The sequence below is a fragment of the Nocardia sp. FDAARGOS_372 genome, from assembly GCF_002554515.1.
GTDB classification, from domain to species: domain Bacteria; phylum Actinomycetota; class Actinomycetes; order Mycobacteriales; family Mycobacteriaceae; genus Nocardia; species Nocardia farcinica.
Window position 1 is genome coordinate 5,372,742 of the sequence record NZ_PDDW01000001.1, and the last position, 23,743, is coordinate 5,396,484.

22 protein-coding genes are annotated in these 23,743 nt (G+C 71.6%); 12 read left to right on the forward strand and 10 right to left on the reverse strand.

The genetic code is table 11. The features are described 5' to 3' along the window. Positions 1-79: 79 nt before the first annotated feature. Positions 80-1,204 (reverse strand): phosphoserine transaminase, encoded by a 1,125-nt coding sequence (gene serC / locus CRM89_RS25275; protein WP_041559824.1) that lies wholly within the window; start codon positions 1,202-1,204, stop codon positions 80-82. Positions 1,205-1,442: 238 nt separating this feature from the next. On the opposite strand from serC, the gene CRM89_RS25280 reads away from it, so the two are divergent. Continuing rightward, positions 1,443-2,054, forward strand: a complete 612-nt coding sequence (locus tag CRM89_RS25280; RefSeq protein ID WP_098087118.1) for a hypothetical protein — start codon at positions 1,443-1,445, stop codon at positions 2,052-2,054. 54 nt (positions 2,055-2,108) lie between these two features. Here CRM89_RS25280 and CRM89_RS25285 read toward each other — a convergent pair whose 3' ends face one another. From CRM89_RS25285 to pdxH, 3 genes are all read right to left on the reverse strand, one after another. Beyond that, positions 2,109-2,468 (reverse strand): FKBP-type peptidyl-prolyl cis-trans isomerase, encoded by a 360-nt coding sequence (locus tag CRM89_RS25285; protein ID WP_011207189.1) that lies wholly within the window; start codon positions 2,466-2,468, stop codon positions 2,109-2,111. Between the two features lie 34 nt (positions 2,469-2,502). Continuing rightward, a complete protein-coding gene (locus CRM89_RS25290) occupies positions 2,503-3,804 on the reverse strand; it encodes a citrate synthase (RefSeq protein ID WP_011207190.1) in 1,302 nt (433 codons plus the stop codon). A gap of 543 nt (positions 3,805-4,347) precedes the next feature. After that, positions 4,348-5,103, reverse strand: coding sequence for a pyridoxamine 5'-phosphate oxidase (gene pdxH, locus CRM89_RS25295; RefSeq protein ID WP_371392018.1), 756 nt, complete (start codon positions 5,101-5,103; stop codon positions 4,348-4,350). A 122-nt stretch (positions 5,104-5,225) separates the two neighbouring features. On the opposite strand from pdxH, the gene CRM89_RS25300 reads away from it, so the two are divergent. Next, entirely contained in the window at positions 5,226-6,374 is a 1,149-nt protein-coding gene (locus CRM89_RS25300; protein ID WP_011207193.1) for a citrate synthase 2, read from the forward strand. A gap of 30 nt (positions 6,375-6,404) precedes the next feature. On the opposite strand, the gene CRM89_RS25305 is transcribed toward CRM89_RS25300, so the two are convergent. From CRM89_RS25305 to CRM89_RS25325, 5 genes are all read right to left on the reverse strand, one after another. Beyond that, positions 6,405-7,571 (reverse strand): hypothetical protein, encoded by a 1,167-nt coding sequence (locus CRM89_RS25305; protein WP_098086482.1) that lies wholly within the window; start codon positions 7,569-7,571, stop codon positions 6,405-6,407. A gap of 102 nt (positions 7,572-7,673) precedes the next feature. After that, entirely contained in the window at positions 7,674-9,077 is a 1,404-nt protein-coding gene (locus tag CRM89_RS25310; RefSeq protein ID WP_098086483.1) for a sensor histidine kinase KdpD, read from the reverse strand. Continuing rightward, the gene (locus CRM89_RS25315) at positions 9,074-9,790 is read right to left on the reverse strand and encodes a response regulator transcription factor (protein ID WP_011207196.1); all 717 of its coding nucleotides are present in this window, start codon (positions 9,788-9,790) and stop codon (positions 9,074-9,076) included. The genes CRM89_RS25310 and CRM89_RS25315 overlap by 4 nt, the downstream gene beginning before the upstream one ends. 39 nt (positions 9,791-9,829) lie before the next feature. Then, a complete protein-coding gene (locus tag CRM89_RS25320; RefSeq protein WP_011207197.1) occupies positions 9,830-10,216 on the reverse strand; it encodes a hemophore-related protein in 387 nt (128 codons plus the stop codon). A gap of 138 nt (positions 10,217-10,354) precedes the next feature. Beyond that, positions 10,355-12,355 (reverse strand): AMP-binding protein, encoded by a 2,001-nt coding sequence (locus CRM89_RS25325; protein ID WP_011207198.1) that lies wholly within the window; start codon positions 12,353-12,355, stop codon positions 10,355-10,357. A 317-nt stretch (positions 12,356-12,672) separates the two neighbouring features. Here CRM89_RS25325 and CRM89_RS25330 point away from each other — a divergent pair, with 317 nt between their 5' ends. The 7 genes from CRM89_RS25330 (at position 12,673) to CRM89_RS25355 (ending at position 20,341) form a co-directional block, all read left to right on the forward strand. Then, positions 12,673-15,639, forward strand: coding sequence for an ATP-binding protein (locus tag CRM89_RS25330; protein ID WP_216641985.1), 2,967 nt, complete (start codon positions 12,673-12,675; stop codon positions 15,637-15,639). Positions 15,640-15,973: 334 nt separating this feature from the next. Continuing rightward, a complete protein-coding gene (locus CRM89_RS31440) occupies positions 15,974-16,477 on the forward strand; it encodes a hypothetical protein (RefSeq protein ID WP_195007825.1) in 504 nt (167 codons plus the stop codon). Further along, on the forward strand, positions 16,474-16,887 hold the full coding sequence (locus CRM89_RS25335; protein ID WP_011207200.1) for a roadblock/LC7 domain-containing protein: 414 nt from the start codon (positions 16,474-16,476) through the stop codon (positions 16,885-16,887). Before CRM89_RS31440 ends, CRM89_RS25335 begins: the two co-directional genes overlap by 4 nt. 7 nt (positions 16,888-16,894) lie before the next feature. Beyond that, a complete protein-coding gene (locus CRM89_RS25340) occupies positions 16,895-17,269 on the forward strand; it encodes a DUF742 domain-containing protein (protein ID WP_011207201.1) in 375 nt (124 codons plus the stop codon). Continuing rightward, entirely contained in the window at positions 17,250-17,852 is a 603-nt protein-coding gene (locus CRM89_RS25345; protein ID WP_170916205.1) for an ATP/GTP-binding protein, read from the forward strand. The genes CRM89_RS25340 and CRM89_RS25345 overlap by 20 nt, the downstream gene beginning before the upstream one ends. Before the next feature lie 23 nt (positions 17,853-17,875). Next, entirely contained in the window at positions 17,876-19,432 is a 1,557-nt protein-coding gene (locus tag CRM89_RS25350; RefSeq protein WP_098086484.1) for a carboxyl transferase domain-containing protein, read from the forward strand. 57 nt (positions 19,433-19,489) lie between these two features. After that, positions 19,490-20,341: an aldo/keto reductase gene (locus CRM89_RS25355; RefSeq protein ID WP_011207204.1), complete on the forward strand. Its 852-nt coding sequence runs from the start codon at positions 19,490-19,492 to the stop codon at positions 20,339-20,341. Here CRM89_RS25355 and CRM89_RS25360 read toward each other — a convergent pair. Then, complete coding sequence (locus tag CRM89_RS25360) at positions 20,325-21,449, reverse strand: NAD(P)-binding domain-containing protein (protein WP_098086485.1); 1,125 nt, start codon at positions 21,447-21,449, stop codon at positions 20,325-20,327. The genes CRM89_RS25355 and CRM89_RS25360 overlap by 17 nt on opposite strands. 89 nt (positions 21,450-21,538) lie before the next feature. Here CRM89_RS25360 and CRM89_RS25365 point away from each other — a divergent pair, with 89 nt between their 5' ends. The 3 genes from CRM89_RS25365 (at position 21,539) to CRM89_RS25375 (ending at position 23,699) form a co-directional block, all read left to right on the forward strand. Further along, positions 21,539-22,267, forward strand: coding sequence for an enoyl-CoA hydratase (locus tag CRM89_RS25365; protein ID WP_060593194.1), 729 nt, complete (start codon positions 21,539-21,541; stop codon positions 22,265-22,267). After that, positions 22,264-23,409, forward strand: a complete 1,146-nt coding sequence (locus CRM89_RS25370; RefSeq protein WP_371392019.1) for an MBL fold metallo-hydrolase — start codon at positions 22,264-22,266, stop codon at positions 23,407-23,409. Before CRM89_RS25365 ends, CRM89_RS25370 begins: the two co-directional genes overlap by 4 nt. Before the next feature lie 77 nt (positions 23,410-23,486). Then, complete coding sequence (locus CRM89_RS25375; RefSeq protein WP_041560639.1) at positions 23,487-23,699, forward strand: antitoxin; 213 nt, start codon at positions 23,487-23,489, stop codon at positions 23,697-23,699. Positions 23,700-23,743 lie beyond the last annotated feature (44 nt).

Genomic DNA, 23,743 nt, shown 5'->3' on the forward strand with positions numbered 1-23,743 from the left:
TCGTCGGCGCACCGATGCCACGGAAATGCCTGCGGCGCCGGACCCTTCACGGGTGCCGGCGCCGCGGGAACGTCCGGTGTCAGGACAGCTTTTCCACGACCCAGTCGATGCTGCGGGTCAACTGGCTGACGTCGTCCGGATCGATCGCCGGGAACATGCCGATGCGCAGCTGGTTGCGACCGAGCTTGCGGTACGGCTCGGTGTCGACGATGCCGTTGGCGCGCAGGATCTTCGCCACCTGGGCGGCGTCCACGCTGTCGGCGAAATCGATGGTGCCCACCACCTGCGAGCGGTGCGCGGGATCGGTGACGTACGGGGTGGCGTACTCGCTGGACTCGGCCCACTGGTACAGCCGCGAGGACGAATCGGCGGTGCGCTTGACCGCCCAGTCCAGGCCGCCGTTGCCGTTGAGCCATTCGATCTGGTCGGCGAACAGCAGCAGGGTGGCGATCGCCGGGGTGTTGTAGGTCTGTTCCTTGGTGCTGTTGTCGATGGCGACCGGCAGCGACAGGAACTCCGGGGTCCAGCGTCCACTGGACTTGATCTCCTCGACGCGGGCCAGCGCGGCGGGGCTCATCAGCGCCACCCACAGGCCGCCGTCGGCGGCGAAGCACTTCTGCGGGGCGAAGTAGTACACGTCGGCGTCGGTGATGGTCACCGGCAGGCCGCCCGCGCCCGAGGTGGCGTCGATGGCGATCAGCGCGTGCTCGGAGCCCGCGGGCCGCTGCACCGGGATGGCGACACCGGTGGAGGTCTCGTTGTGGGCCCAGCCGATCAGGTCGGCAGCGGGGTCGGCCACCGGCTCGGGGGCGCTGCCCGGCTCGGCCGAGACGACGATGGGATCGCCGATGAACGGGTTGCCCTTGGCCACGGCGGCGAACTTGCTGGAGAACTCGCCGTTGGTCAGGTGCAGCGAACGCTCCCGGATCAGGCCGAACGCGGCGGCGTCCCAGAACGCGGTGGTGCCGCCGTTACCGAGCACCACCTCGTAGTCGTCGGGCAGCGAGAACAGTTCGCGCAGGCCGCTGCGCACGCGCGCGACCACATCCTTGACCGGCTTCTGCCGGTGCGAGGTTCCGAACACCGAGCCGCCCACCCGCACGAGGGACTCGAGCTGTTCCGGGCGAACCTTGGAAGGGCCACAGCCGAAGCGTCCGTCGGCGGGCTTGAGGTCGTCGGGGATGGTGGGGAACGCAGTGGTCATGCGCACCAGGGTAAAGCGTGTCCGACCTGCCCGATCACAGCGGGTGGGGGTCGGCGCCGACAGGACACGCCGGTCCGGTTCCGGCCGTGTGACGAGGGTCGCAGTGGGCGCGGGGCGACTAACGTATCGACCCATGGGCAAGGCGGCAGCGAACTCGGGATGGCGACCGCGCGGTCGCCGCGCACGAGCCCGTGAATCGACCGGGACCGCCCTTCCCGCGGCGGTCCGGCAGGAGCTGTTGCTGCGCGGAACGCCGGGGAACGCGACGATCCTCGGCGTGCGCCCCGGCGTACGCGGCACGGCGTGGCCGTTGCCCCGCAGGCGCGCCGGGGGCGCGGTGGCAGCCGGTGGGCAATCCGGCGCGACGGAACCCGAGCAGGTGTTCCGGGTCCGCGTCCAGCCGGTCGGCCGGCTGCCCTACGAAGCGACCGTCCGCCAGCCCGTCCGCCCCGCCGACCTGTCCGTCATGCGCCCCGGCGACACCGTGCGCTGCCGGATCGACCCCGACGACCCCGCGCGCCTGGTGCTCTACGTCGACCAGACCACCGACGACGCGACCACCGGCCGGACCCGCATCCTCGCCGACGGCCGCCGCGCCGAGGCCACGGTGTTGGCCGCCACCCCCGTCGCCACCGACTACGGCGGCCGCGACGACCCGGTGCTGCGGCTGGACCTGGAACTGCGCGCGTGGGACGAGCCGCGCCCGTGGCGGGTGCGGGTGATCGAGCCGGTGCCGCTGGCCGCGCTGGAGCTCGTCGACCTGGGCAAGCACCTGCGGGTGGCGTTCTTCACCGTCGACCGCGGCGAGTCGGTGGCGGTGGACTGGGCGGCCTCGGTGGCCGAGGACTGAACGACGACGGCCCGCGCCCCCGGACGGGAGCGCGGGCCGTGCGGCGTGCTCGGCTCAGTTGGCGTTGAGCAGATCGATCACGAAGACCAGGGTCTTGCCCGAGAGCTTGTGCCCCGACCCGGCCGGGCCGTAGGCCAGCTCCGGCGGGATGGTCAGCTGACGGCGGCCGCCCACCTTCATGCCCGGGATGCCGTCCTGCCAGCCCTGGATCAGGCCGCGCAGCGGGAAGGTGATCGACTCGCCACGGCTCCAGGACGAGTCGAATTCCTCGCCGGTATCGAATTCGACGCCCACGTAGTGCACCTCGACGGTGCCGCCGGGCACGGCCTCCTTGCCCTCACCGACGATGATGTCCTTGACGACGAGCTCGGTCGGCGGCGGGCCCGCCTGGAATTCGACTACCGGCTTGGTCATTCGCTATCCCCTTCGATAGTTGATGTGGATTGATTCAGCGTTCGGTGATCCGGCTGTAGTCGCGCGCACCATACCCGGTGTAGATCTGTCGCGGGCGGCCGATCTTCAGCGGCTCGCTGTGCATCTCGCGCCAGTGCGCGATCCAGCCCGGCAGCCGGCCCATCGCGAACAGCACGGTGAACATCCGGGTGGGGAAGCCCATCGCCTTGTAGATGACGCCGGTGTAGAAGTCGACGTTCGGGTACAGGCGGCGCTCGACGAAGTAGTCGTCGGTCAGCGCGGCCTCCTCCAGCGCCTGGGCGATCTCGAACAGCTCGTCGTCGCCGCCCAGCTTGCGCAGGATGTTGTCGGCGTGCTTCTTGGCGATGGCGGCGCGCGGGTCGTAGTTGCGGTAGACGCGGTGCCCGAAGCCCATCAGCTTCACGCCGTCTTCCTTGTTCTTGACCTTGCGGATGAACTCCTTGACGTCACCGCCCTGGGCCTTGATGTCGTCGAGCATCTCCAGCACGGCCTGGTTCGCGCCGCCGTGCAGCGGGCCCCACAGCGCGTTGATGCCGCCGGAAACCGAGGTGAACAGGTTGGCGTCCGAGGAGCCGACCAGGCGCACGGTGGAGGTGGAACAGTTCTGCTCGTGATCGGCGTGCAGGATCAGCAGCATGTCCAGCGCGGCCGCGACCTCGGGATCGACCTCGTAGGGCTCGGCCGGGAAACCGAAGGTCATCCGCAGGAAGTTCTCCACCAGGGTCAGCGAGTTGTCCGGGTAGAGGAACGGCTGGCCGACCGACTTCTTGTAGGAGTAGGCCGCGATGGTGGGCAGCTTGGCCAGCAGGCGGATGGTGGACAGCTCGACCTGCTCGGGGTCGCGCGGGTCCAGCGAGTCCTGGTAGTAGGCCGACAGCGCGTTGACCGCCGAGGAGAGCACCGGCATGGGGTGCGCGTTGCGCGGGAAGCCGTCGAAGAACCGCTTGAGGTCCTCGTGCAGCAGGGTGTGGCGGCGGATCCGGTCGGTGAAGTCGTCGAGCTGGGCCTGGGTGGGTAGCTCGCCGTAGATCAGCAGGTAGCTGACCTCGATGAAGGTCGAGGAGTCGGCCAGCTGCTCGATCGGGTAGCCGCGGTAGCGCAGGATGCCCGCCTCGCCGTCGATGTAGGTGATCGCCGACTTGGTGGGGGCGGTGTTCATGAAGCCCGGGTCGTAGGTGACGTATCCGGTGCTGGCCAGCATTTTGCCCAGATCGATACCGTGGTTGCCCTCGGTGGCCTCGGTGATCGTCATGGCGTATTCGCCGCCCGGGTAACTCAGTACCGGCTTGGCGTCGTCGATGTGGTTCTCGGGCACGGAAGGATCCCTCTCAGGCTAGGACCGTCGGCATCGAAGTGCGGTCGGCACGGCGGTGCGATTACCTAGACGCTAGTCGCTGACATGCGCCCGCCCGGCATGAGGGGGCGCAGTGCCGATTTTCCTCGCGGGGTGGTCGCGGCACGTTCGCGACCCCCCGATTCGCCCGTGGGTCGCTCGGCGCGGTGGTCACGCGGAGCCCGGTGCGGAGCGCGGGTCGGGGGCGCGGTCGGGCTCGAACTCGCCTGGTCGGCCGCACAATTGGCGGCGCGGGCGGGTGAGTGGCGGCGCACGGCCCGATCTGCCTGGTCATCGGCATGTCGCCGAATGTCGGAAAGGCTCCGGTGCCCCGCCGCCGGGCCGGGGTGACCCCGCTCCCCGCGGGCCCCGCGCCCGGGTGCGCGTCGCGGTGTCGGCCGGGTCGGTCGTCGCCCCGGCAGCCCACCCGCGCGAACGGCCGGTGCGGCGCCGGTCGCCGGATTCGCCGCCCAGCGGTACCCGGCCCGGCCGCGGCCGAAACCGTGGGAAATATCACGCGCTCGATCAGGGCTGAAGCCGTTCGACCGTCATCCGCTCGCCCGCGACCCGCACCAGCAGCCGGTTGTGCAGCCGCCCGCGCCGCCCCTGCCAGAACTCCACCTGCTCCGGCCGCAGCAGATAACCACCCCAGTGCGGCGGCACCGGGATCTCTTCGACCCCGGCGAACCGGGCGGTGACCTCGGCCAACGCCCGGTCCAGCGCCGCGCGGGAGTCGATCGGCCTCGACTGCTGGGAGGCCCAGGCGCCGAGCTGGGAGTCGCGCGGCCGGGAGCGCCAGTAGACCGCGGTCTGCTCGGCCGAGGTCCGCTCGACCGGTCCGCGCAGGTGCACCTGCCTGCCCAGCGCGGGCCAGACGAAGGTGGCCGCGGCATAGGGCACCGCGGCCAGCTGGGTGCCCTTCGCCGAGTCGTAGTTCGTGTAAAAAGTCACACCCTCGGGCGAGAGCCCTTTACACAGTACGGTTCTGGACGCGGGCCGGGGCACCCCGTCCACCACCGCGACGGTCGCCAGCACCATCGCGTTGGGCTCGGCGATGTCGACCGCGGTGGCCTGCTCGATCCAGTTGCGCAGCAACGGTTCCCAGCCACCGGCCAGCCACGCCTCGTCGAGATCGACGTCCTCGCCCGAACCGGAGGGCACGCCGCCGTAGTCGACGCGCATGGCCGCCAGGTCCGCGGCCACCCGCCGCAGGGCCGCCCGGTGCTCGGCCTCGGAGGCGGGCCGGTCCGCGCGCGGCGCCGAATTGTCCAGGTCACGCATGGGGCTGACGTTACTCCGCGGTAGCAGCGGGATAAGGTTTTGGTGATCGGCATGTGCTCGGCGAAACACCACCCCCCTCGGCGAGAACTCATGCGACCCGAAGTGCAAGGAGAGTCGACACCATGACTACCAGCCCCGCGGTTCCCGGTGGACAGGCCACCGTACCCAGCGATTTCGTCAGCGGTCTCGAGGGCGTGGTGGCCTTCACCACCGACATCGCCGAACCGGACAAGGACGGCGGCGCGCTGCGCTACCGCGGCGTCGACATCGAGGATCTGGTCGGTAGCCGAGTGACCTTCGGCGATGTGTGGGCGCTGCTGGTCGACGGCGAGTTCGGTCACGGCCTGCCGCCCGCCGAGCCGTTCCCGCTGCCGGTGCACACCGGCGACGTGCGCGTCGACGTGCAGGCCGGCCTGGCCATGCTCGCGCCGATCTGGGGCTACCAGCCGCTGCTCGACATCGACGACCAGACCGCCCGCGAGAATCTCGCGCGCGCCTCGGTGATGGCGCTGTCCTATGTCGCGCAGTCCGCGCGCGGCATCTACCAGCCCGCCGTGCCGCAGAAGAAGATCGACGAGTGCAACACCGTCACCGAGCGGTTCATGACCCGCTGGAAGGGTGACCCGGACCCGCGTCACATCGAGGCCATCGACGCCTACTGGGTCTCCGCCGCCGAGCACGGCATGAACGCCTCCACCTTCACCGCCCGCGTCATCGCCTCCACCGGCGCCGACGTGGCGGCCTCGCTGTCCGGCGCGATCGGCGCGATGTCGGGCCCGCTGCACGGCGGCGCCCCCGCCCGCGTGCTCCCGATGATCGAGGAGGTCGAGAAGACCGGCGACGCCCGCGCGCTGGTCAAGGGCATCCTCGACCGCAAGGAGAAGCTGATGGGCTTCGGCCACCGGGTGTACCGGGCCGAGGACCCGCGCGCCCGCGTGCTGCGCGCCACCGCCCAGCGCCTCGGCGCGCCGCGCTACGAGGTGGCCGCGGCGCTCGAGCAGGCCGCGCTCGCCGAGCTGCGGGAGCGCCGCCCGGATCGCGCGATCGAGACCAACGTCGAGTTCTGGGCCGCGGTCATCCTCGATTTCGCCGAGGTGCCCGCGCACATGATGCCCGCGATGTTCACCTGCGGCCGCACCGCGGGTTGGTGCGCGCACATCCTGGAGCAGAAGCAGCTGGGCAAGCTGGTCCGCCCGGCCGCCATCTACACCGGCCCCGGCCCGCGCAAGCCGGCCGAGGTCGCGGGCTGGTCCGACATCAGCCACCTCTGAGCGAGGAACCCCCCTGAGATCGTGCCCGGGTCACTCCCGGACGATCTCGACCGGATCGGTCAACGCCGAGGCGATGGCGGACTGCTGGGCGCTGCTGCGCACCGGCAGTGCGTCCATCGCCTTTCCCGTCTGGGTGCCCAGGTTGGTGACGATGGTCTGCAACTGCTCGACCCCACCGGTGAGCTGACCCATCGCGTCGATCAACTGCGCGCCGCCCTGCTCGGCCAGCTGCGGCAGGCCGGCGGCCAGTTCCGCACCCTGGGTGAGCTGGGCGCTCGCGGCGGTGAGACGGTCGACCACCGTGCGCAACAGGGTGCCCAGATCGGTGTCCGGATCCACCGATCCGCCCACCAGCGTGCCGATCCCGGTCAACTGCGAACCGGCCTGGCCCGCCAGCGCGCGCAGCCCCTCCAGCTTGCCGATGATGTCGGCCAGCGCCGGGTCGCCCGCGAACGGCAGGCCGCGCAGTAGCGGCAGGATCTGGTCCAGTCCGCTGCCCACGGCCTGGGCGGACTGCTCGACCTGCGCGATGGTGACCCCGGTGCTGTCCAGGGCGGCGGCCAGCTGCTCGGCCTGCGCGGTGGCACCCGCGACGGTGCTGTTCAGCAGTTCGATGGCCGAGGTGAGCTGGGCCGCGCCGGACTTCGCGAAGTCGAGGAATCCGAGCATCTGCTCCGCCCCGGCGTTGAACTGGTCCGCGCCTGCGGCCGCGACCTGCACCCCGGCCCCCAACAGTTGCGCGGTCAGCTGCACGCCGGTGAGCTGGGTGCGGGCCTGGGCCACCGCGGTCAGGGCGGCATCAACGCCGGTGGCGCCGATCCGTTTGGTGAGCACCGCGGTGGCGCCGTCGACCAGGTGCGGGTCGGCGTCCTCGTGGGTGGCCACGGTGAGCTTGGCGCGCTGCGGCTGCGGGCCTGCCAGCGAGCCCATCGCGGTGGTCAGGTCGGCGGGCAGGGTGATCACCGCGGCGTAGTCCGCGGTGCTCGCGGCGCCGGGCTCGACCACGGTCCAGTCGTATCCGCCGCCATCCTTGGTCAGCGACTGCGCGATGCGGGCACCCGTCGGGCCGGTATCGGTGTCGACCAGGGCGATGCCGGTCGGCGGCGGATCGGTGCGGGTACACGCGACCGCGCCGACCGCCCCGGCGGCGAGAATTCCGACGACAAGGACCGCCCACCGGGCACGAAGTCTGCTCACGGATTCCGACCCTAGGGCGAGAGATATTCGCCGCCATGGGATTTCTCTGAGAGTTCTCTGAGGCTCACCCGGCTGGCCGGCGCGGTCGGCGCCGGGAAATCCTCAGTGCGAACGCAATCCGGCGGAATCGATGTGCTGATCGGAATTGCGGTCGGGTTGCGGCAATTCCAGCACCAACCGCGCACCGCCGAGCGGGCTGTCGTCGAAATACGCCCGACCGCCGTGCAATTGGGCCTGCTGGGCGACCAGTGCCAACCCGAGACCGGACCCGCCCTTGCTGGCCTGGCTGCCGCGGAAGAAGCGGCGGAACACCAACTCGCGTTCGTCGGTGGGGATACCGCGGCCGTTGTCGTCGACGGCGATCACGATGCCGCCGTCGGCGCCGCGGTGAGCCGAGACCACCGCCTCGGTGGCCCCGCCGTGCTTGACCGAGTTGGCCAGCGCGTTGTCCACCGCGAGCCGCAGCCCGGCCGGGAGACCGCGGGTCACCAGGTCGGCGTCGGTGTCGATGCGCACGGTCAGGCCGGGGAAGTGCCGCATGGCGTCGTGCGCCGCCTGATCGCACAGTTCGCCGACGTCGGTGTCGACGTGGTCGCGCGCGTGGGTCAGGTCGCCGGTGGCGAGTCGTTCCAGGGCGGCCAGCGTCGATTCCACCCGGCCCTGGCTGCGTTGCAGGTCGGCCAGGATCTCCGCGCGCTGCTCCTCGTTCAGGTCCAGGGTGCGCAGCACCTCGAGGTCGGTACGCATGGCGGTCAGCGGGGTGCGCAGTTCGTGGGCCGAGACCGCGGCGAAGTCACGCGCGGTCGCCAGCGCCGCCGCGGTCTCGGCCTGGGCCTGGTCCACCCGCGCGAGCATGGTGTTCACCGCCTCGGCCAGCTGCTCGGACTCGCGCACCCCCGAACCGTCCACCGGCGGGCGCGCGTCATCCGCCCCGAAGGCGCTGCGGGCACCGACCTGCTCGGTGAGGTCGACGATCGGCCGCACGGCCCGCCCGGCCAGCAGCCAGCCGAGCGCGCCCGCCGCCGCGACCGCGAGCAGCGCGCCGCCGAGCACCCAGCGCTGCTGTTCGGCGGTCACCCGGGCGGCCTCGTCGGCCGGAATGCCCAGGGAGACGGTGCGACCCGCCGGCTGGTTCTCGGTCGTGGTCAGCACCCGGTACTGCGTCCCGGACACGGTGACCGTGCGCGAGCCGGTCGGCAGATCGGGCAACCGCACCGGGCTGCTGGCCACCACCGCCCCGCCGTCGCGCACGGTGACGGCCATGTCGTCGTTGAGCCCGGTGAGCCCGAGCACGCCGACGGCGATCACCGGGTCGATCAGCACCAGCCGCGAGGCGACCGACAACTGCTGGTCGCTCTGCTGCAGATTGATCCGTTCGATGGCGCGCACCGCCACCGCGCTGAGCAGCGTGACGATGATGACCGCGCCCGCGGCCGCCGCGCCCGCCACCCGGGTGCGCAGCGAGAACGTCCGCCGCCGTCGGGCTTTCGGGCGCGGCGCGCTCATTTCGGTGCCCGCAGCACGAACCCGACGCCGCGGATGGTGTGCAGCAGCCGGGGCGTGCCGTCGGCCTCCAGCTTGCGGCGCAGGTAGCCCACGAACACGTCCACCACGTTCGTGTCGGCGGCGAAGTCGTAGCCCCACACCAGCTCCAGCAGCCGTTCCCGGCTCAACACCACGCCCGCGTTGCGCGCGAGCGTGGACAGCAACTCGAATTCCCGCTTGGTCAGCTCGATCTCCCGGCCGTGCAGCAGCGCCCGGTAGCCCGCCTCGTCGACCTCGAGCGGACCGACCGTGATCGCGCCGGGGGTGGCCGCCGCGGCGGGCGCGTCGGTGCGGCGGCGGAGCAGCGCCTTGATCCGGGCCACCAGTTCGGCGAGCACGAACGGCTTCACCAGGTAGTCGTCGGCGCCGGATTCCAGGCCGGAGATGCGGTCGTCGACCGAGGCGCGGGCGCTGAGCACGCAGATCGGGACGTCGTTGCCGAGGGCCCGCAACGCCGTGACCACCCCGGCGCCGTCGAGCACCGGCATGTTCATGTCCAGCACGACGGCGTCGGGGCAGTCGGCGTTGACGCTGCGCAACGCGGCCGCGCCGTCCCGGGCGACCAGCACGTGGAAGCCGGACAGGCGCAGCCCGCGTTCGACCGAGGCGAGCACGTCCTCGTCGTCGTCGACGACGAGGACGGTCGGGGTGGGGGAGGTGCTCACCCCACCCATTCTGCCGCCGGAGCCACGTTCACCCCGGCGACCCGACGATCAGTAGTTGTGACAGGTCGCCGCGACCGCGGCGAGTGCCTGGCTCAGCTGGGCGGCCCGCGGATCGCTCTCCGCCTGCGCCGCCAGGTCCGGGTTCTGCTCGATCAGCATCTGGAAGTCGGCTCGGCGCTGCTCGACCGGCTGGTCGAAGCGCCGCTGCAGTTCGGCCTTCTGCGCGGGATAGGCGTCGAGCATGGCCGCCAGTTCCGGCGCCTCGGCGTGCAGGGCCGCGTCGACCTGGGCGAAGGTGCAGTCGGTGCTCAGCAGCGGCTCGGCCGACTCCAGCGGGCCTGCCGCGGCCACGCCGGTGCCGAGCAACACCGCGGCGCTCGCGGCGGCGCCCGCGGTGAGCGCGGCCAGGCGGGTACGGGTGCGGAAACGATTCATCGGATGGTGCCTCCAGATCTTTCGGGGTGTTTCTGTGAAGCGACCCCGACGCTATGGGCGGTCTTTGGCAGTCCGATAAGGGTTCGGTGAGGAAACTCTGAGGAGGCGCGGTCGACGCTGCGGAGGTGTCGGGCCGGCTCAGGGCCGGGCCGCCGGGTCGGACGCGCCGAGCGCGCCGTCGGTGTCGGGCGCCTCGCCCGCCGCCTCGGCGGCATCGGCCCTGGTGGTGAGGATCTGGTCCTCCAGCGCCGCGAGCACCGCCGGGTCCTCGATGGTCGAGGGCACCTCCACCTGCTCGCCCGCGCTGATCTGCCGGATCGTCTTGCGCAGGATCTTGCCCGAGCGGGTCTTGGGCAGCCCGGCCACGATCACCGCGTCGTGCAGGGCGGCGATCGCGCCGACCTGATCGCGCACCCGCGCGATCAACTCGTCGCGCAGGGTGGCCGGATCGACCTCCACACCTTCCTTGAGCACCACGTAGGCGATGGGCTTCTGCCCCTTCAGCTCGTCGGGCAGGCCGATCACCGCGCATTCGGCCACCGCCGCGTGCCCGGAGATCGCGGCCTCGATGCTGCCCGCCGAGAGCCGGTGCCCGGCCATGTTGATCACGTCGTCACTGCGGCCGAGCACGAACAGGTAGCCGTCCTCGTCGAAATAGCCGGAGTCACCGGTGGCGTAGTGCCCAGGGAAGGCCGACATGTAGGAGCGGGCGAACCGGGTGTCGTCGTGCCAGAGCCCGGTGAGGGTGCCCGGTGGCATCGGCAGTCCGATGACGATGTTGCCCTCGGTGCCCGCGGGCACCGGATTGCCCTCGGCGTCGAGGACGCGCAGCCGGTAGCCCGGCACCGGCACCGACGCGGACCCCGGCTTGACCGGCAGTTCCTGCAACCCGAGCAGATTCGCGCAGATCGGCCAGCCGGTCTCGGTCTGCCACCAGTGGTCCACCACGGGGCAGTCCGGCCGCTCGGCCAGCAGCGTGCCGCGCGCCCACTCGTAGGTGGCCGGGTCGAGGCGTTCGCCCGCGCAGAACAGCGCGCGCAGCGAGGACAGGTCGTGGTTGCGGGCCAGCTTGGCCTCGCCGTCGGCCTTGCGGATGGCGCGCAGCGCGGTCGGCGCGGTGAACAGCACCCGCACCCGGTATTCGGCGACGATCCGCCAGAACGCGCCCGCGTCCGGGGTGCCCACCGGCTTGCCCTCGTAGAGCAGCGTGGTCGCGCCGACCAGCAGTGGCGCGTAGACGATGTAGGAGTGCCCGACGACCCAGCCGACGTCGGAGGCGGCCCACATCACCTGGCCCGGGCCCACGTCGTAGATGTTGCGCATCGACCAGGCCAGTGCCACCGCGTGCCCGCCGTTGTCGCGGACCACGCCCTTCGGCTTTCCGGTGGTGCCGGAGGTGTAGAGGATGTAGAGCGGATCGGTCGCCGCCACCGGCACCGGCTCGGCCTTCGGCGCGTCGCGCACGGCGTCGTCCCAGTCCAGCCACTGCGCCGCGGTCTCGGCGGGCGGGAAGTCGGGGGAGAAGTGGACCGGGCGCTGCTTGACGATGACGTGGCGCGGCGCGGCGGTCTGCGCGAGCCCGAGCGCGCGCGCCACGATCGGCGGGTACTCGATCTTGCGGTTGGGTTCCAGGCCGCCCGCGGCGGTGACGATCAGCACCGGTTCGGCGTCGTCGATGCGGGCCGCGAGCTCGGGCGCGGCGAAGCCGCCGAACACCACCGAATGCACCGCGCCGATGCGGGCGCAGGCCAGCATGGCGATCACCGCCTCGGGGATCATCGGCAGGTAGATCACCACCCGGTCGCCGCGTGCCACCCCGAGCCGCTGCATGGCGCCCGCGAAGGTGGCGACCTCGTCGAGCAGCTGGGCATAGGTGTAGACGCCCTTGGCGCCGGTCATGGCGGAGTCGTAGATCAGGGCGGGTTGATCGGCGCGCTCGGGGAGGTGACGGTCGAGGGCGTTGACCGAGGTGTTGAGCTGGGCGTCGGGGAACCAGCGGGCCGCGGGCTTGGCCGCGGGATCGACGATCTGGGTGGGCGGGACGTCCCAGTCGATGGCCTCGGCCGCGGTGGTCCAGAACTCGGCGGGGTCGACCAAGCTGGTCTGATAGACCGGTCGGTACTCGTGCTTCGCGTTCAACTCCCGTGACTCCCTAGCCCTCGCTTCGATCCCGCCTCGATAGATCTGTGTGATTGTGGCAGACTTCACGCGACGCCCGGGTGGGCGCCGCGACCTTTGGTTTTGCCCGGAACGGGCAGGTCAAGTCCCGTGGCGCTACCTGATGTCGCCCAAGCTGTTATTGATCCGTTAGAATCTGATGTCACTTATTTCGGCCGTCGTAGACGCAATTTCTCGGCCAGCCGCAGTTCTCGGCCAGCTCCACCCGTCGAGCCAGTGCGATTGTGGAGGTTCGCTGATGGCGCGTGGATGGGGCCAGTTTGGAAAGTGAGTGGGAGATGCGTGACGCCGCAAGGTCCGGCAAGAAGCGCTGGGCGCTCGGCAATTGGGACCTGCGCTGGAAGGTTACGGCCGTTCTCGCCGTGCCGCTGGCTGTCGCGGTGGGTCTCGGCGTGTCGAGGATCACCTCGGAGTTCACCGAGGCCAACCGCCTCGAGGGCGTGGCCGAGAACATCGAGGCCATTCCGGCTGTCACCGGCCTGAGCGCGGCCGCGGCCACCGTCGCCGGTTCGCAGATGGTGTCGCTGATGCCGGGCGCGTCGGTGGTGACCGACCAGGACCTCAGCCAGCTCGACCAGGCCATCACCACGGCCCAGGACGCCGGTGCCAAGCTGCGCGGGCACAGCAAGGCCGAGGCGTCGCTGGAGACCATGATCACCGAGGCCAGGGCCATCCTGGCCAGGGGTAAGGCCGCGGCGCAGCCCACCGACGCACTGGGCGGGATCGACCGGATCCGCAACGAGAGCGTCAGCATCGTCGAGAGCACGGTGTCGCAGGTCAGCGACCCGGCCATGGACGCGGCCAAACTGCGCCTGGTCGACTCGCTCAACACCCGTGCCACGCTGGTCGCCGAGCTGGCCGCCTTCAACGAGGTGCTGCACGACTTCAAGGCCGGTGTGCAGACCTTCACCACCGCCTCGGAAACCGAGCGTCAGCTGCTCAACGTCCTCGCGCACCGCTTCCCCGACGGCGACTCCGCCATCGCCGACCTGCGCGCCGGCGTGGACACCCGGCTGTCGCTCATCAACAGCCCCGAGGCCCAGGCGGGCAGGCTGCCGCTCGGCGAGCTGAAGAACTCCCTCACCACCAGCGTCGACGTCTACGAACGCGTGGTCGCCAAGGCCACCAAGGACATCGACAGCGCGATGGACAACCTGGCCGGCCGGGCCAACCGCGACGCCTGGACCTACACCGCCGTCGTCATCGCGACCATCCTGGCCGCGCTGCTGCTGGCCGTGTTCGTGGCGCGCTCGATGATCGTGCCGCTGCACCGGCTGCGCCTGGCCGCCCTGCGCGTCGCCGAGAGCGACCTGCCGCACGAGGTCGCGCAGCTGCGCAACGGCGCCTCCCCGGAGGACGTGCCGCTGGAGCCGATGCCGATCCGCAGCACCGAGGAGATCGGCCAGCTGGCCCGCGCCATCGACGACATCCACGGCCAGGCGCTGCGCCTGGCCTCCGATCAGGCGCAGATGCGCTCCCAGGTCAACGACATGTTCGAGACGCTGGCGCGCCGCTCCAAGTCGCTGGTCGACCATCAGCTCAGCCTCATCGAGGCGATGGAGTACGACGAGAAGGACCCCCGCCTGCTGGAGAACCTCTTCCGGCTGGACCACCTCGCCGCCCGCATGCGCCGCAACGGCGACAACCTGCTCATCCTGGCGGGCACCAAACAGCGCCGCGCCAAGTCGGCGCCGGTCGAGATCGGCGACGTGCTGCGCGCGGCCATCTCCGAGGTCGAGGACTACGAGCGCGTCAAGCTGGGCGCCACCCCGCGCGGTGCGCTCAAGGAGCCCGCGGCCTCCGACCTGGCCCACCTGTTCGCCGAGCTGCTGGACAACGCGCTGCGCGCCTCGCCGCCGGAGACGGACGTGAAGTTCACCTTCGCGCAGGCGCACGACCAGGGTCTGCTCATCGAGGTCGCCGACCGGGGCATCGGCATGCCGCCCGCGGAGATGGCCGAGATCAACCGCAAGCTCGAGCAGACCGCCGAGCCCGGTCCGGACACCGCCCGCCACATGGGCCTGTTCGTCGTCGGCCGGCTGGCCGAGCGGCACGGTCTCACCGTGCGGCTGCGCCCGACCTTCGACACCGCGCGCGATCCGGGTGTCACGGTGACCGTGCACGTCCCGGTCGGCCTGATCGTGCCCGCCGGCCAGGCCTCCGGTCCGCAGGCGGTCGTCAAGGCCGCGCCGGTGCAGCCGAACCCGCAGCATCCGACGCCGTCCATGCAGACGCGCGCGATCACCCGCACGTCGGCGGGCAACATGATGGTCACCGTCGACCCGGGTGTCAGCGGTCCCATCCAGACCGGCTCCGGTCCGCTCACTCCGCCCGCACCCGCGCCCACCGGCCCCGGCGGCCTGCCGCAGCGTCAGCCGGGTTCGGCGATGGCGGGCGGACTGCGCCAGGAGGGTTCGGCGAGCCTGCGCGAGTCGAGCGCCGCGGCCCAGGCGAACGGGCCGCAGCGCGGCAAGCTCGCCGCCGCCAGCCTGCCCAAGCGCAATCTCGCCACCGGCGGTCCGGCCGCCGCGCAACGGCCATCGGTCACGCCGCCCGCGACGCCCGGCACGGCCGGCCCCGCGGGCACCACACCCGGCGGTCTGCCGCAGCGTGAGCCCGGCGCCAACGGGGTGCCGCAGCCCGGCGCGGGCGGTGGCCTGCCGCAGCGTCAGCCGGGCGCCAGCGGTGCACCGCAGCCCGAGGCGGCGGCCTGCCGCAGCGTCAGCCGGGCGGTAACGGTGCGCCCGCGCCCACCGCCGGTGGCCTGCCGCAGCGTCAGCCCGGCGGCAACGGTGCGCCCGCGCCCACCGCGGGTGGCCTGCCGCACCGCGAGCCCGGCGCCAACGGTGCCCCGGAGCCCGACGTGGCCCGCGGGTCCGCCGCCACCGGTCTGCCCCAGCGGGAATCCGGTCCGGCGCGTCCGGGCGGCAACGGCCTGCCGCAGCGTCAGCCGGGTGCCACCCCGGGCCTGCCGCAGCGGGAGCCGGGCGCTACCGGCCTGCACCGCGAGGGCGGGGCAGCGGGTCTCCCGCCGCGTGAGGGCGGCCCCTCCGGTCTGCCGCAGCGTGAAGCGGGTCCGAACGGCCTGCCGCAGCGCGGTGCCCCGGCGGGCGGTCTCCCGCCGCGCGACGGCGGCCCCTCCGGTCTGCCGCAGCGTGAGGCGGGACCGAACGGCCTGCCGCAGCGCGGTGCCGCGCCGGGTGGTCTCCCGCAGCGCGAGGGGCCGCCGGTCTCGCCCCGCGTGACGGCGGCGCGCCCGGCCTGCCGCAACGCGAGGGTGGCGCCACCGGTCTGCCGCCGCGGGACAACGGTGCCACCGGCCTGCCGCAGCGCGCGCCCGGTGGTCCGGCCGCGGGCGAGGGCGGGCCGAACTCGACCGGTCTGCCCCAGCGGGGCGCCAACGGGCTCCCGCAGCGTGGCGGTCTACCCCAGCGGGACAGCGGCCTACCCGAGCGCGAGAGCGGCGCCAACGGGCTCCCGCAGCGCGCGCCCGAACCGAGCCGTCCCGCGCCCGGTACCGGTCTGCCGCAACGTGATCCGGGTGCGCGGCATCAGCCGCTCGGCGAGGTGCCGCCCGGAGTGGGTCTCGCACAGCGCGATTCCGGCACCGAGGCCGGTGACGGCGCGTCCGAATCCGCCCCCGCGCGCGATCCCGGCAAGCACAGCTACAAGTCCAACCCCGCCAAGACCGCGTCGTTCTTCCAGACCCGGTTGCAGCCCGCGGTCGAGCCGGGGTCGTCGATGGACAGCCCGATCTTCGCCGAGATGATGTCGGCGTGGCTGGCCGATCCGAACCCGGACCGGTCCCAGGTCGCGGCCTCCTTCGAGTCCCCCGGTGACGAAGGCTGGCAGGCGGCGCGGCGCGCGAGTGAGGCCCAAGCCGAGAAAAAGACCGCTGCGGGCTTGCCGCAACGCGATCCGGGCGGGAGGCTAGTCCCCGGCGCCGTGAGCGGCGCCGCGGATCGGGCACCTCGCCGTGATCCGGAATCGATCAGGTCCAGCTTGAGTCGTCACCAGAAGGGCGTCCGGGATGGCCGCGCAATGAGAGCAATGAACCTAACCGGAGACAAAGGAGACCGATGAACCCCGATCTAGGTGGTACGAACCGTCAGCTGGATTGGCTGGTTTCGAACTTCGCCAACGAGGTTCCTGGCGTAGCTCATGCCGTCCTGGTCTCGGCTGACGGCCTGTTGATGGCCGCGAGCGCCCAGCTGCCCGTCGATCGTGCCGAACAACTCTCGGCGGTCACCGCCGGTCTGGCCAGCCTCTCCGTCGGTGTCTCGAACCTGTTCGAGGGCGGCACCGTCCTGCAGTCGGTGGTCGAGATGGAGCACGGTTACCTGCTGCTGATGGCGGTGGGCGACGGCTCCTACCTCGCGGTGCTGACCAACACGTCCTGCGACATCGGACAGGTCGGCTACGAAATGGCGCTGTTGGTCGAGCGGGTTGGCCAGACGGTCCAGGCCACGCCACGCGTCACGATGGGTTCCTGATGGTCGGATGGACATAGAAGATCACCGCGTAGGGAGTGCCGAGCCGAGCCTCGTGCGCCCGTACTCACTGACCGCGGGTCGCACCAGGCCCAAGGTGGAGTTGGCGCTCGAGGCCCTCGTCGCATCACAGCCGGTCGCGTTGGAGCGGCAGTTCGAGCTGACCAACATCGAGACGTCGATCGTGGAGTTGTGCAGAGAATCGCCGTCCGTCGCGGAAGTGGCGGCACGGCTCGGGATACCGATCGGGGTGGCGCGTGTACTCGTCGCCGACCTGATCGATGCCGGGCACGTGCGCGTTTCGGCGACATTGAAAGAGGATTCCAGCGACGATGAACGTCGCGAGTTGATCGAAAGGGTTCTCAGTGGACTCCGGCGTATTTGATTCGACGGCGCAGGTCGATACCCGCACCAGCAAGCCGACGTCGGCCAAGATCGTGGTCGCCGGCGGCTTCGGTGTCGGTAAGACCACGTTGGTCGGTGCTGTCTCGGAGATCGTTCCGCTGCGCACCGAAGCACTGGTCACCAACGCCAGTGCCGGCATCGACAACCTGACCGGCATCCCGATGAAGTCGACCACCACGGTGGCGATGGACTTCGGCCGGATCAGCCTCGCGGACGACCTGGTGCTGTACCTGTTCGGTACCCCCGGTCAGTACCGGTTCTGGTTCATGTGGGACGACCTGATCCGCGGCGCCATCGGCGCCGTGGTGCTCGTCGACACCCGCCGACTGGAGGACAGCTTCGCGGCCGTCGACTACTTCGAAGCCCGCAACCTGCCGTTCCTGGTGGCGCTCAACGAGTTCGACGACGCCCCGCGCTACCCGATCGAGGACATCCGGCAGGCGCTGGCGGTCTCCGCCGACGTGCCGATCCTGTCGATCGACGCGCGGCGCCGGGAGCCCGCCAAGCAGGCGCTGGTGTCGCTGACCGAGTACGCGCTGCGCAAGGTGATGCAGGGCTACTGAGACCGGCCGGATACGCTCGCGCCATGCGGATCTCGGCGCGGGAGTTGGTCGGGCAGCTGCTCGACGCGGAGTCGTTCGTGAGCTGGGACCGGCCACCGGTGACGGTGGCCGCGTCCCCGCGCTATCGCGACGAGCTGCGCGCGGCGGCGGACGCGGCGGGTACCGACGAGGCGGTGCTCACCGGTGAGGGGTTGCTGCGCGGGCGCCGGGTGGCCGTGATCGCCTGCGAGTTCGGCTTTCTCGCCGGTTCGATCGGGGTGGCCGCCGCCGAGCGGATCGTCGCCGCGGTCGAGCGCGCCACCGAGCTCGGGTTGCCGCTGCTCGCGTCGCCGACCTCCGGCGGCACCCGCATGCAGGAGGGCACCATCGCCTTCGTGCAGATGGTCAAGATCGCGGGCGCGGTCGCCGCGCACAAGGCCGCCGGGCATCCGTACCTGGTGTATCTGCGCAATCCGACGATGGGTGGCGTGTTCGCCTCGTGGGGCTCGCTGGGTCACATGACCTTCGCCGAGCCGGGCGCGATGATCGGCTTCCTCGGTCCGCGCGTGTATCAGGCGTTGTACGGCAAGGACTTTCCCGAGGGCGTGCAGACCGCGGAGAACCTGTACCGGCACGGCGTCATCGACGGTGTCCTGCCGGTCCGCGTCTTCCGGCGCATCGCCCACCGGGCGCTCAGCGTGTGCAGCGGCGTCGTCCTACCGGATCAGCCCGCCCCGCCGCCGGTGGTCGGTCCGCCGACCGCCGCCGAGCAGGCCACGGCGGGCGGCGATTCGGGCGACACTCCGGGGCCGGAAGCAGCCACCGCCGGTTCTCCCACCTGGCAGTCGGTGTTGATCTCCCGACGCCCCGATCGTCCCGGTGTGCGCGAGCTGCTTCGCCATGTCACCCAACGGGTTCCGCTCAGCGGCACCGGTCAGGGCGAGTCGGATCGGACCACCCTGCTGGCGCTGGCCCGGTTCCGTGGCCAGCCGTGCGTGGTCTTCGGTCACGATCGCGCGGGCCAGCGCGGCGAGCAGACGATGGGCCCGGCGGCCTTGCGGGAGGCGCGGCGCGGGATGGCGCTGGCGCAGGAGCTGCGGTTGCCGCTGGTGTCGGTGATCGACACGGTGGGTGCCGCGCTGTCGAAGGAGGCCGAGGAGCGGGGCCTGGCGCCGGAGATCGCCCGGTGCATCGCCGACCTGGTCACCCTGGACACCCCGACGGTGTCGGTGTTGCTCGGCCAGGGCACCGGCGGTGGCGCGCTGGCGCTGCTGCCCGCCGATCGGGTGCTGGCCGCGACCCACGCCTGGCTGGCGCCGCTGCCGCCGGAGGGCGCCAGCGCCATCGTCCACCGTGACACCGCGCACGCCCCGGAGCTGGCCGACGCCCAGCGCATCGGCGCCGCCGACCTGTGCGCGGACGGTGTGGTGGACCGGATCGTGCCGGAGCGTCCCGACGCCGCCGACGAACCGGTCGACTTCGCCCGCCGCATGGTCGCCGCCGTCGCCGACGAGCTGGCGCGGCTGCGCGCGCAGCCCGCCGACGAGCGCCGCCGGACCCGTCACCTGCGGTATCGCCGCCTCGGCAGCCCCCGCCCGTGACCGAACACGCCCGTAAGCGTCGTTGACGGTTCGGCCGCGCACTTCTACGGTCGGAACGTGACCTTCCGCAGCGAGACCTCCGCCGTGCCGTCGATCGTGCTCAACGACGGCAACGTCATCCCCCAGCTCGGGTTCGGCGTGTTCCAGGTGCCACCCGACGACGTGTTCGACGTGGTCACCACGGCCTTGCGGGCCGGGTATCGCAGCATCGACACCGCGGCGGTGTACGGCAACGAGGAGGGCACCGGCCGCGCGATCCGCGCGTTCGGACTGCCGCGCGACGAGGTCTATGTCACCACCAAGCTGTGGAACTCCGAGCAGGGCTACGACTCCACCCTGCGCGCGTTCGACGACAGCATGTCCAAGCTGGGCCTGGACTACCTGGATCTGTACCTGATCCACTGGCCGGTCGCCGCCGCGGGCAAGTTCGTCGACACGTTCCGTGCCTTCCAGGAGCTCAAGCGGCAGGGCCGGGTGCGCTCGATCGGCGTGTCCAATTTCACCGTGGACAACCTGCGCACCCTGATCGCCGAGACCGGCGAGATCCCCGCGGTCAACCAGATCGAGCTGCATCCGGCGCTGGCCCAGCGCGAGCTGCGCGAATTCCACGCCGAGAACGCGATCGCGACCGAGGCGTGGAGCCCGCTGGGGCAGGGCACCCTGCTGGAGGACGCCACCATCACCCGCATCGCGCAGGAGGTGGGCCGCACCCCGGCGCAGGTGATCATCCGCTGGCACCTGCAGTTGGGCAACGTCGTGATCCCCAAGTCGGTCACGCCCGCCCGCATCGAGGCCAACTTCGACGTGTTCGGCTTCGAACTCAGCCGCGAGCAGATGGCGGCGATCGACGGTCTGGACCGGGGCGGCCGCATCGGCCCCGACCCGGACACCTTCAGCGCGGGTCTGTGAGCCGCGCGATCCCGAGATGGGCCGTCAGCTCGACGGCGGCCGCCCGGCCCGCCCGGTTGGCGCCGATCGTGCTCGCCGAGGGCCCGTAACCGATGAGGTGGATGCGCGGGTCGGCCGCCACCTGGGTGCTCAGCCGCCCGGTCATGGTGATGCCGCCGCCCGGCCCGCGCAACCGCAGCGGTGCGAGATGATCGAGGGCGCTGCGGAATCCGGTGGCCCACAGGATCACGTCGGCGTGCTGGAAGCTGCCGTCGGCCCAGCGCACGCCGTCGGGCTCGATGTGGTCGAACATCGGGCGCCGGGCGAGTGCGCTCCGGCGCTGGGCGGCGCGTAGCCGGTCGTTCCACAGCAGCCCGGTCACCGAGACGACCGAGCCGGGCGGCAGCCCGCGCCGGACCCGGTCCTCCACCTGGGCGACCGCCGCGCGGCCCGCCTCCGGGGTGAACTCGCCCTCCCGGAACACCGGCTCGCGGCGGGTCACCCAGGTGGTGCTGGTCACCTGGGATATCTCGTCGAGCAACTGCACGGCCGAGATCCCGCCGCCGACCACCACGACATGTTTGCCCGCGAACTCGGCGGCGTCGTGGTAGTCGCGGGTGTGCAGCTGCCTGCCGGTGAAGCTCTCCTGCCCGCGATAGCGGGGCACGAAGGGGCGCTCCCAGGTGCCGGTGCCGTTGATCAGCCCGCGTACCCGCAGCGTGCCCGCGGTGTCGGTCTCGGCGTGCAGCACCTCGCCACGGCCGTCGCAGCGGGTGCCGTCGGCGGTGCGGTCACAGACCACCCGCACCGAGACCGGACGGTGCACGCGCAGGTCGAAGCGCTTTTCGTAGAGCTCGTAATAGTGCGGCACGGCGGTGGCCGCCTGGGCGTTCGCCGAACCGGGCGGCAGCGTCTCGGCGAAGGACATGCCGGGCAGGTCGTGCACCCCGTTGACGGTGCTGAGCGTGAGCGAGGGCCAGCGGTGCCGCCACGCGCCGCCCGGCCCGTCGGCGTGATCGACGACGAGGAAGTCGCGCTCGGGGACCAGGCCGAGCCTGCGCAGGTGATAGGCGGCCGACAGCCCGGCCTGACCAGCACCGATCACCAGGATGTCGTAGTCGCTCGGCACAACAGTCGATGGTATCGGCTTCCCGGTCACCGCCGGTGGGCTGTGGCAGAGTGAAGACATCCACACGAACGGCCAGTTGGGGAGGATGCATGCTCGGAGTCAGCCGCGATGGTGACGTCGTCACCATCGAACTGCGACGCGAGGAGCGACGCAACGCGCTCAACGAGGAGCTCGTCGGGCGGTTGCGCGAGGCGGTGCTGACGGCCGTCGCGGAGGAGGCGAGGGTGATCGTGCTGACCGGCCGCGGTCCGGTCTTCAGCGCGGGCGCCGATCTGTCGGGTGTCTACTCCGAGTCGTTCCTCGCCGCGCTGATGGATATGCTGCACACCATCGAATCGGCGCCGGTGCCGGTGATCTCGGCGATCCACGGGGCCGCGCTCGGCGCGGGCGTGCAGCTCGCGCTGGCCTCGGACCTGCGGGTACTCGCGCCGGACTCCTACATCGCCATCCCCGCCGCGAAGCTGGGCATCTCGGTGGATCGCTGGACGATGCGCAGGCTGGCGGCCCTGATCGGCGGCGGCCCGGCCCGGACCCTGCTGCTCGGGGCCGAACCGATCTCGGCGAGCGACTGCTACGCCTTCGGTTTCGCCAACCGCATCGGCACCCTGGCGGACGCGCAGGCGTGGGCGAAGTCGATCGCGGAGCTGGCGCCGCTGTCGCTGCGGCACATGAAGCTCGTGCTCAACGACGACGGCACCCGCGATCCGGAGACCGTGCAGCAGCGCGAGGCGCTGCAGGCCGCCTGGACCAGCGACGACGCCAAGGAGGGCAGGCTGGCCAGGGAAGAGAAGCGCACCGCGAAGTTCGTGGGGAAATGATGCGCGTCGGCAAACCGCTCCTGCTGGCCGCCGTCGCGGCGGGTGCCGCCTGGGCGGTGCGCGCCGCCTGGGGTATCCCCTCGGCGCTCGGCGCGTCGATGTCGACGATCCGGCCGTCCGCCCGCAGCCTCGCCAACTATCGCGGCGGTCGCTTCCACAACACCGAGCCGAGCGTCCAGTTCGAGACGGGTTCGGTTGCGGCGCTGGTCGTCTCGGCGTGGACCAAACGCAAGGCCGGGCATCCGCGCGGCCCGATCCCGGTGGTGCGGCCCGAAACCCCGGCCGAGCCCGGCGATCTCGCCGTCACCTGGTACGGCCACGCCACCACGCTCGTCGAGGTGGACGGTTACCGGGTGCTCACCGATCCGGTGTGGAGCGAGCGGGTGTCGCCGTCGACCCTGGTCGGCCCGGCCCGGTTGCACCCGGTGCCGCAGCCGCTCTCCGCGCTGCCCGAGCTGGACGCGGTGCTCATCTCCCACGACCACTACGACCACCTCGACAAGGAGACCGTCCGGGCGCTGCTCGCCGGGCAGTCCGCGCCGTTCGTGGTGCCGGTCGGCATCGGTGCGCATCTGCGGCACTGGGGGGTGCCCGAGGACCGGATCGTCGAGTTGGGCTGGGGTGCTTCGGTGTCGATGCAGGCGCTCGGCCGTGCCCGTGACGGTGGTGACCTGGTGCTCACCTGCACCGAGGCCAGGCACTTCTCCGGCCGCGGGCTGGTGCGCAACACCACGCTGTGGGCGTCGTGGTCGATCGTCGGCCCGACCCGGCGGGTGTATTTCGGCGGTGACACCGGCTACACCAAGGCCTTCGCCGAGGCGGGCGCGGCGCTGGGCCCGTTCGACCTCACACTGCTGCCCATCGGCGCCTACGACGAGCACTGGACCGATGTGCACATGAATCCCGAGGAGGCGGTGCGTGCGCACGCCGACCTGTGTGTCGGCGACGCCGGGCACGGCATGCTCGTGCCGATCCACTGGGCCACCTTCAATCTGGCCTTCCACGGGTGGTCGGAGCCGGTGCGCCGGATGGTGTCGGCGGCGCGGGCGGCGGGTACCCGGGTGGCGGTGCCCAAACCGGGCCAGCGGGTGCTGCCCGCGGGCGCGGCGGAACCGGATCCCTGGTGGGAGAATGTAGGTTGACCTGTCGGTTCCTCCCGGCACTTCAGCAGTCGGCGCTTCGGTGGTCGGCACCTCGGTAGTGGAAAGGAACGATGGCGATGAGTTTCGCGGACAACCTCAAGGGCCTGATCGGCAAGGGCAAGGAGGCGGCGGCCAAGAACTCCGACAAGATCAACCAGGCCGTCGACAAGGCGGGCACTTTCCTGGATCAGAAGACCCAGGGCAAGTACTCGGACAAGATCGAGAAGGGTAAGCAGGCCGCCAAGAAGGTGGTCCCGCCCGAGCAGCCCGGGCACAACCCGCACGCATGACCGACCGCGACACCGGCCGGTCCCCGCGGCCGGCCGGCGTCGCG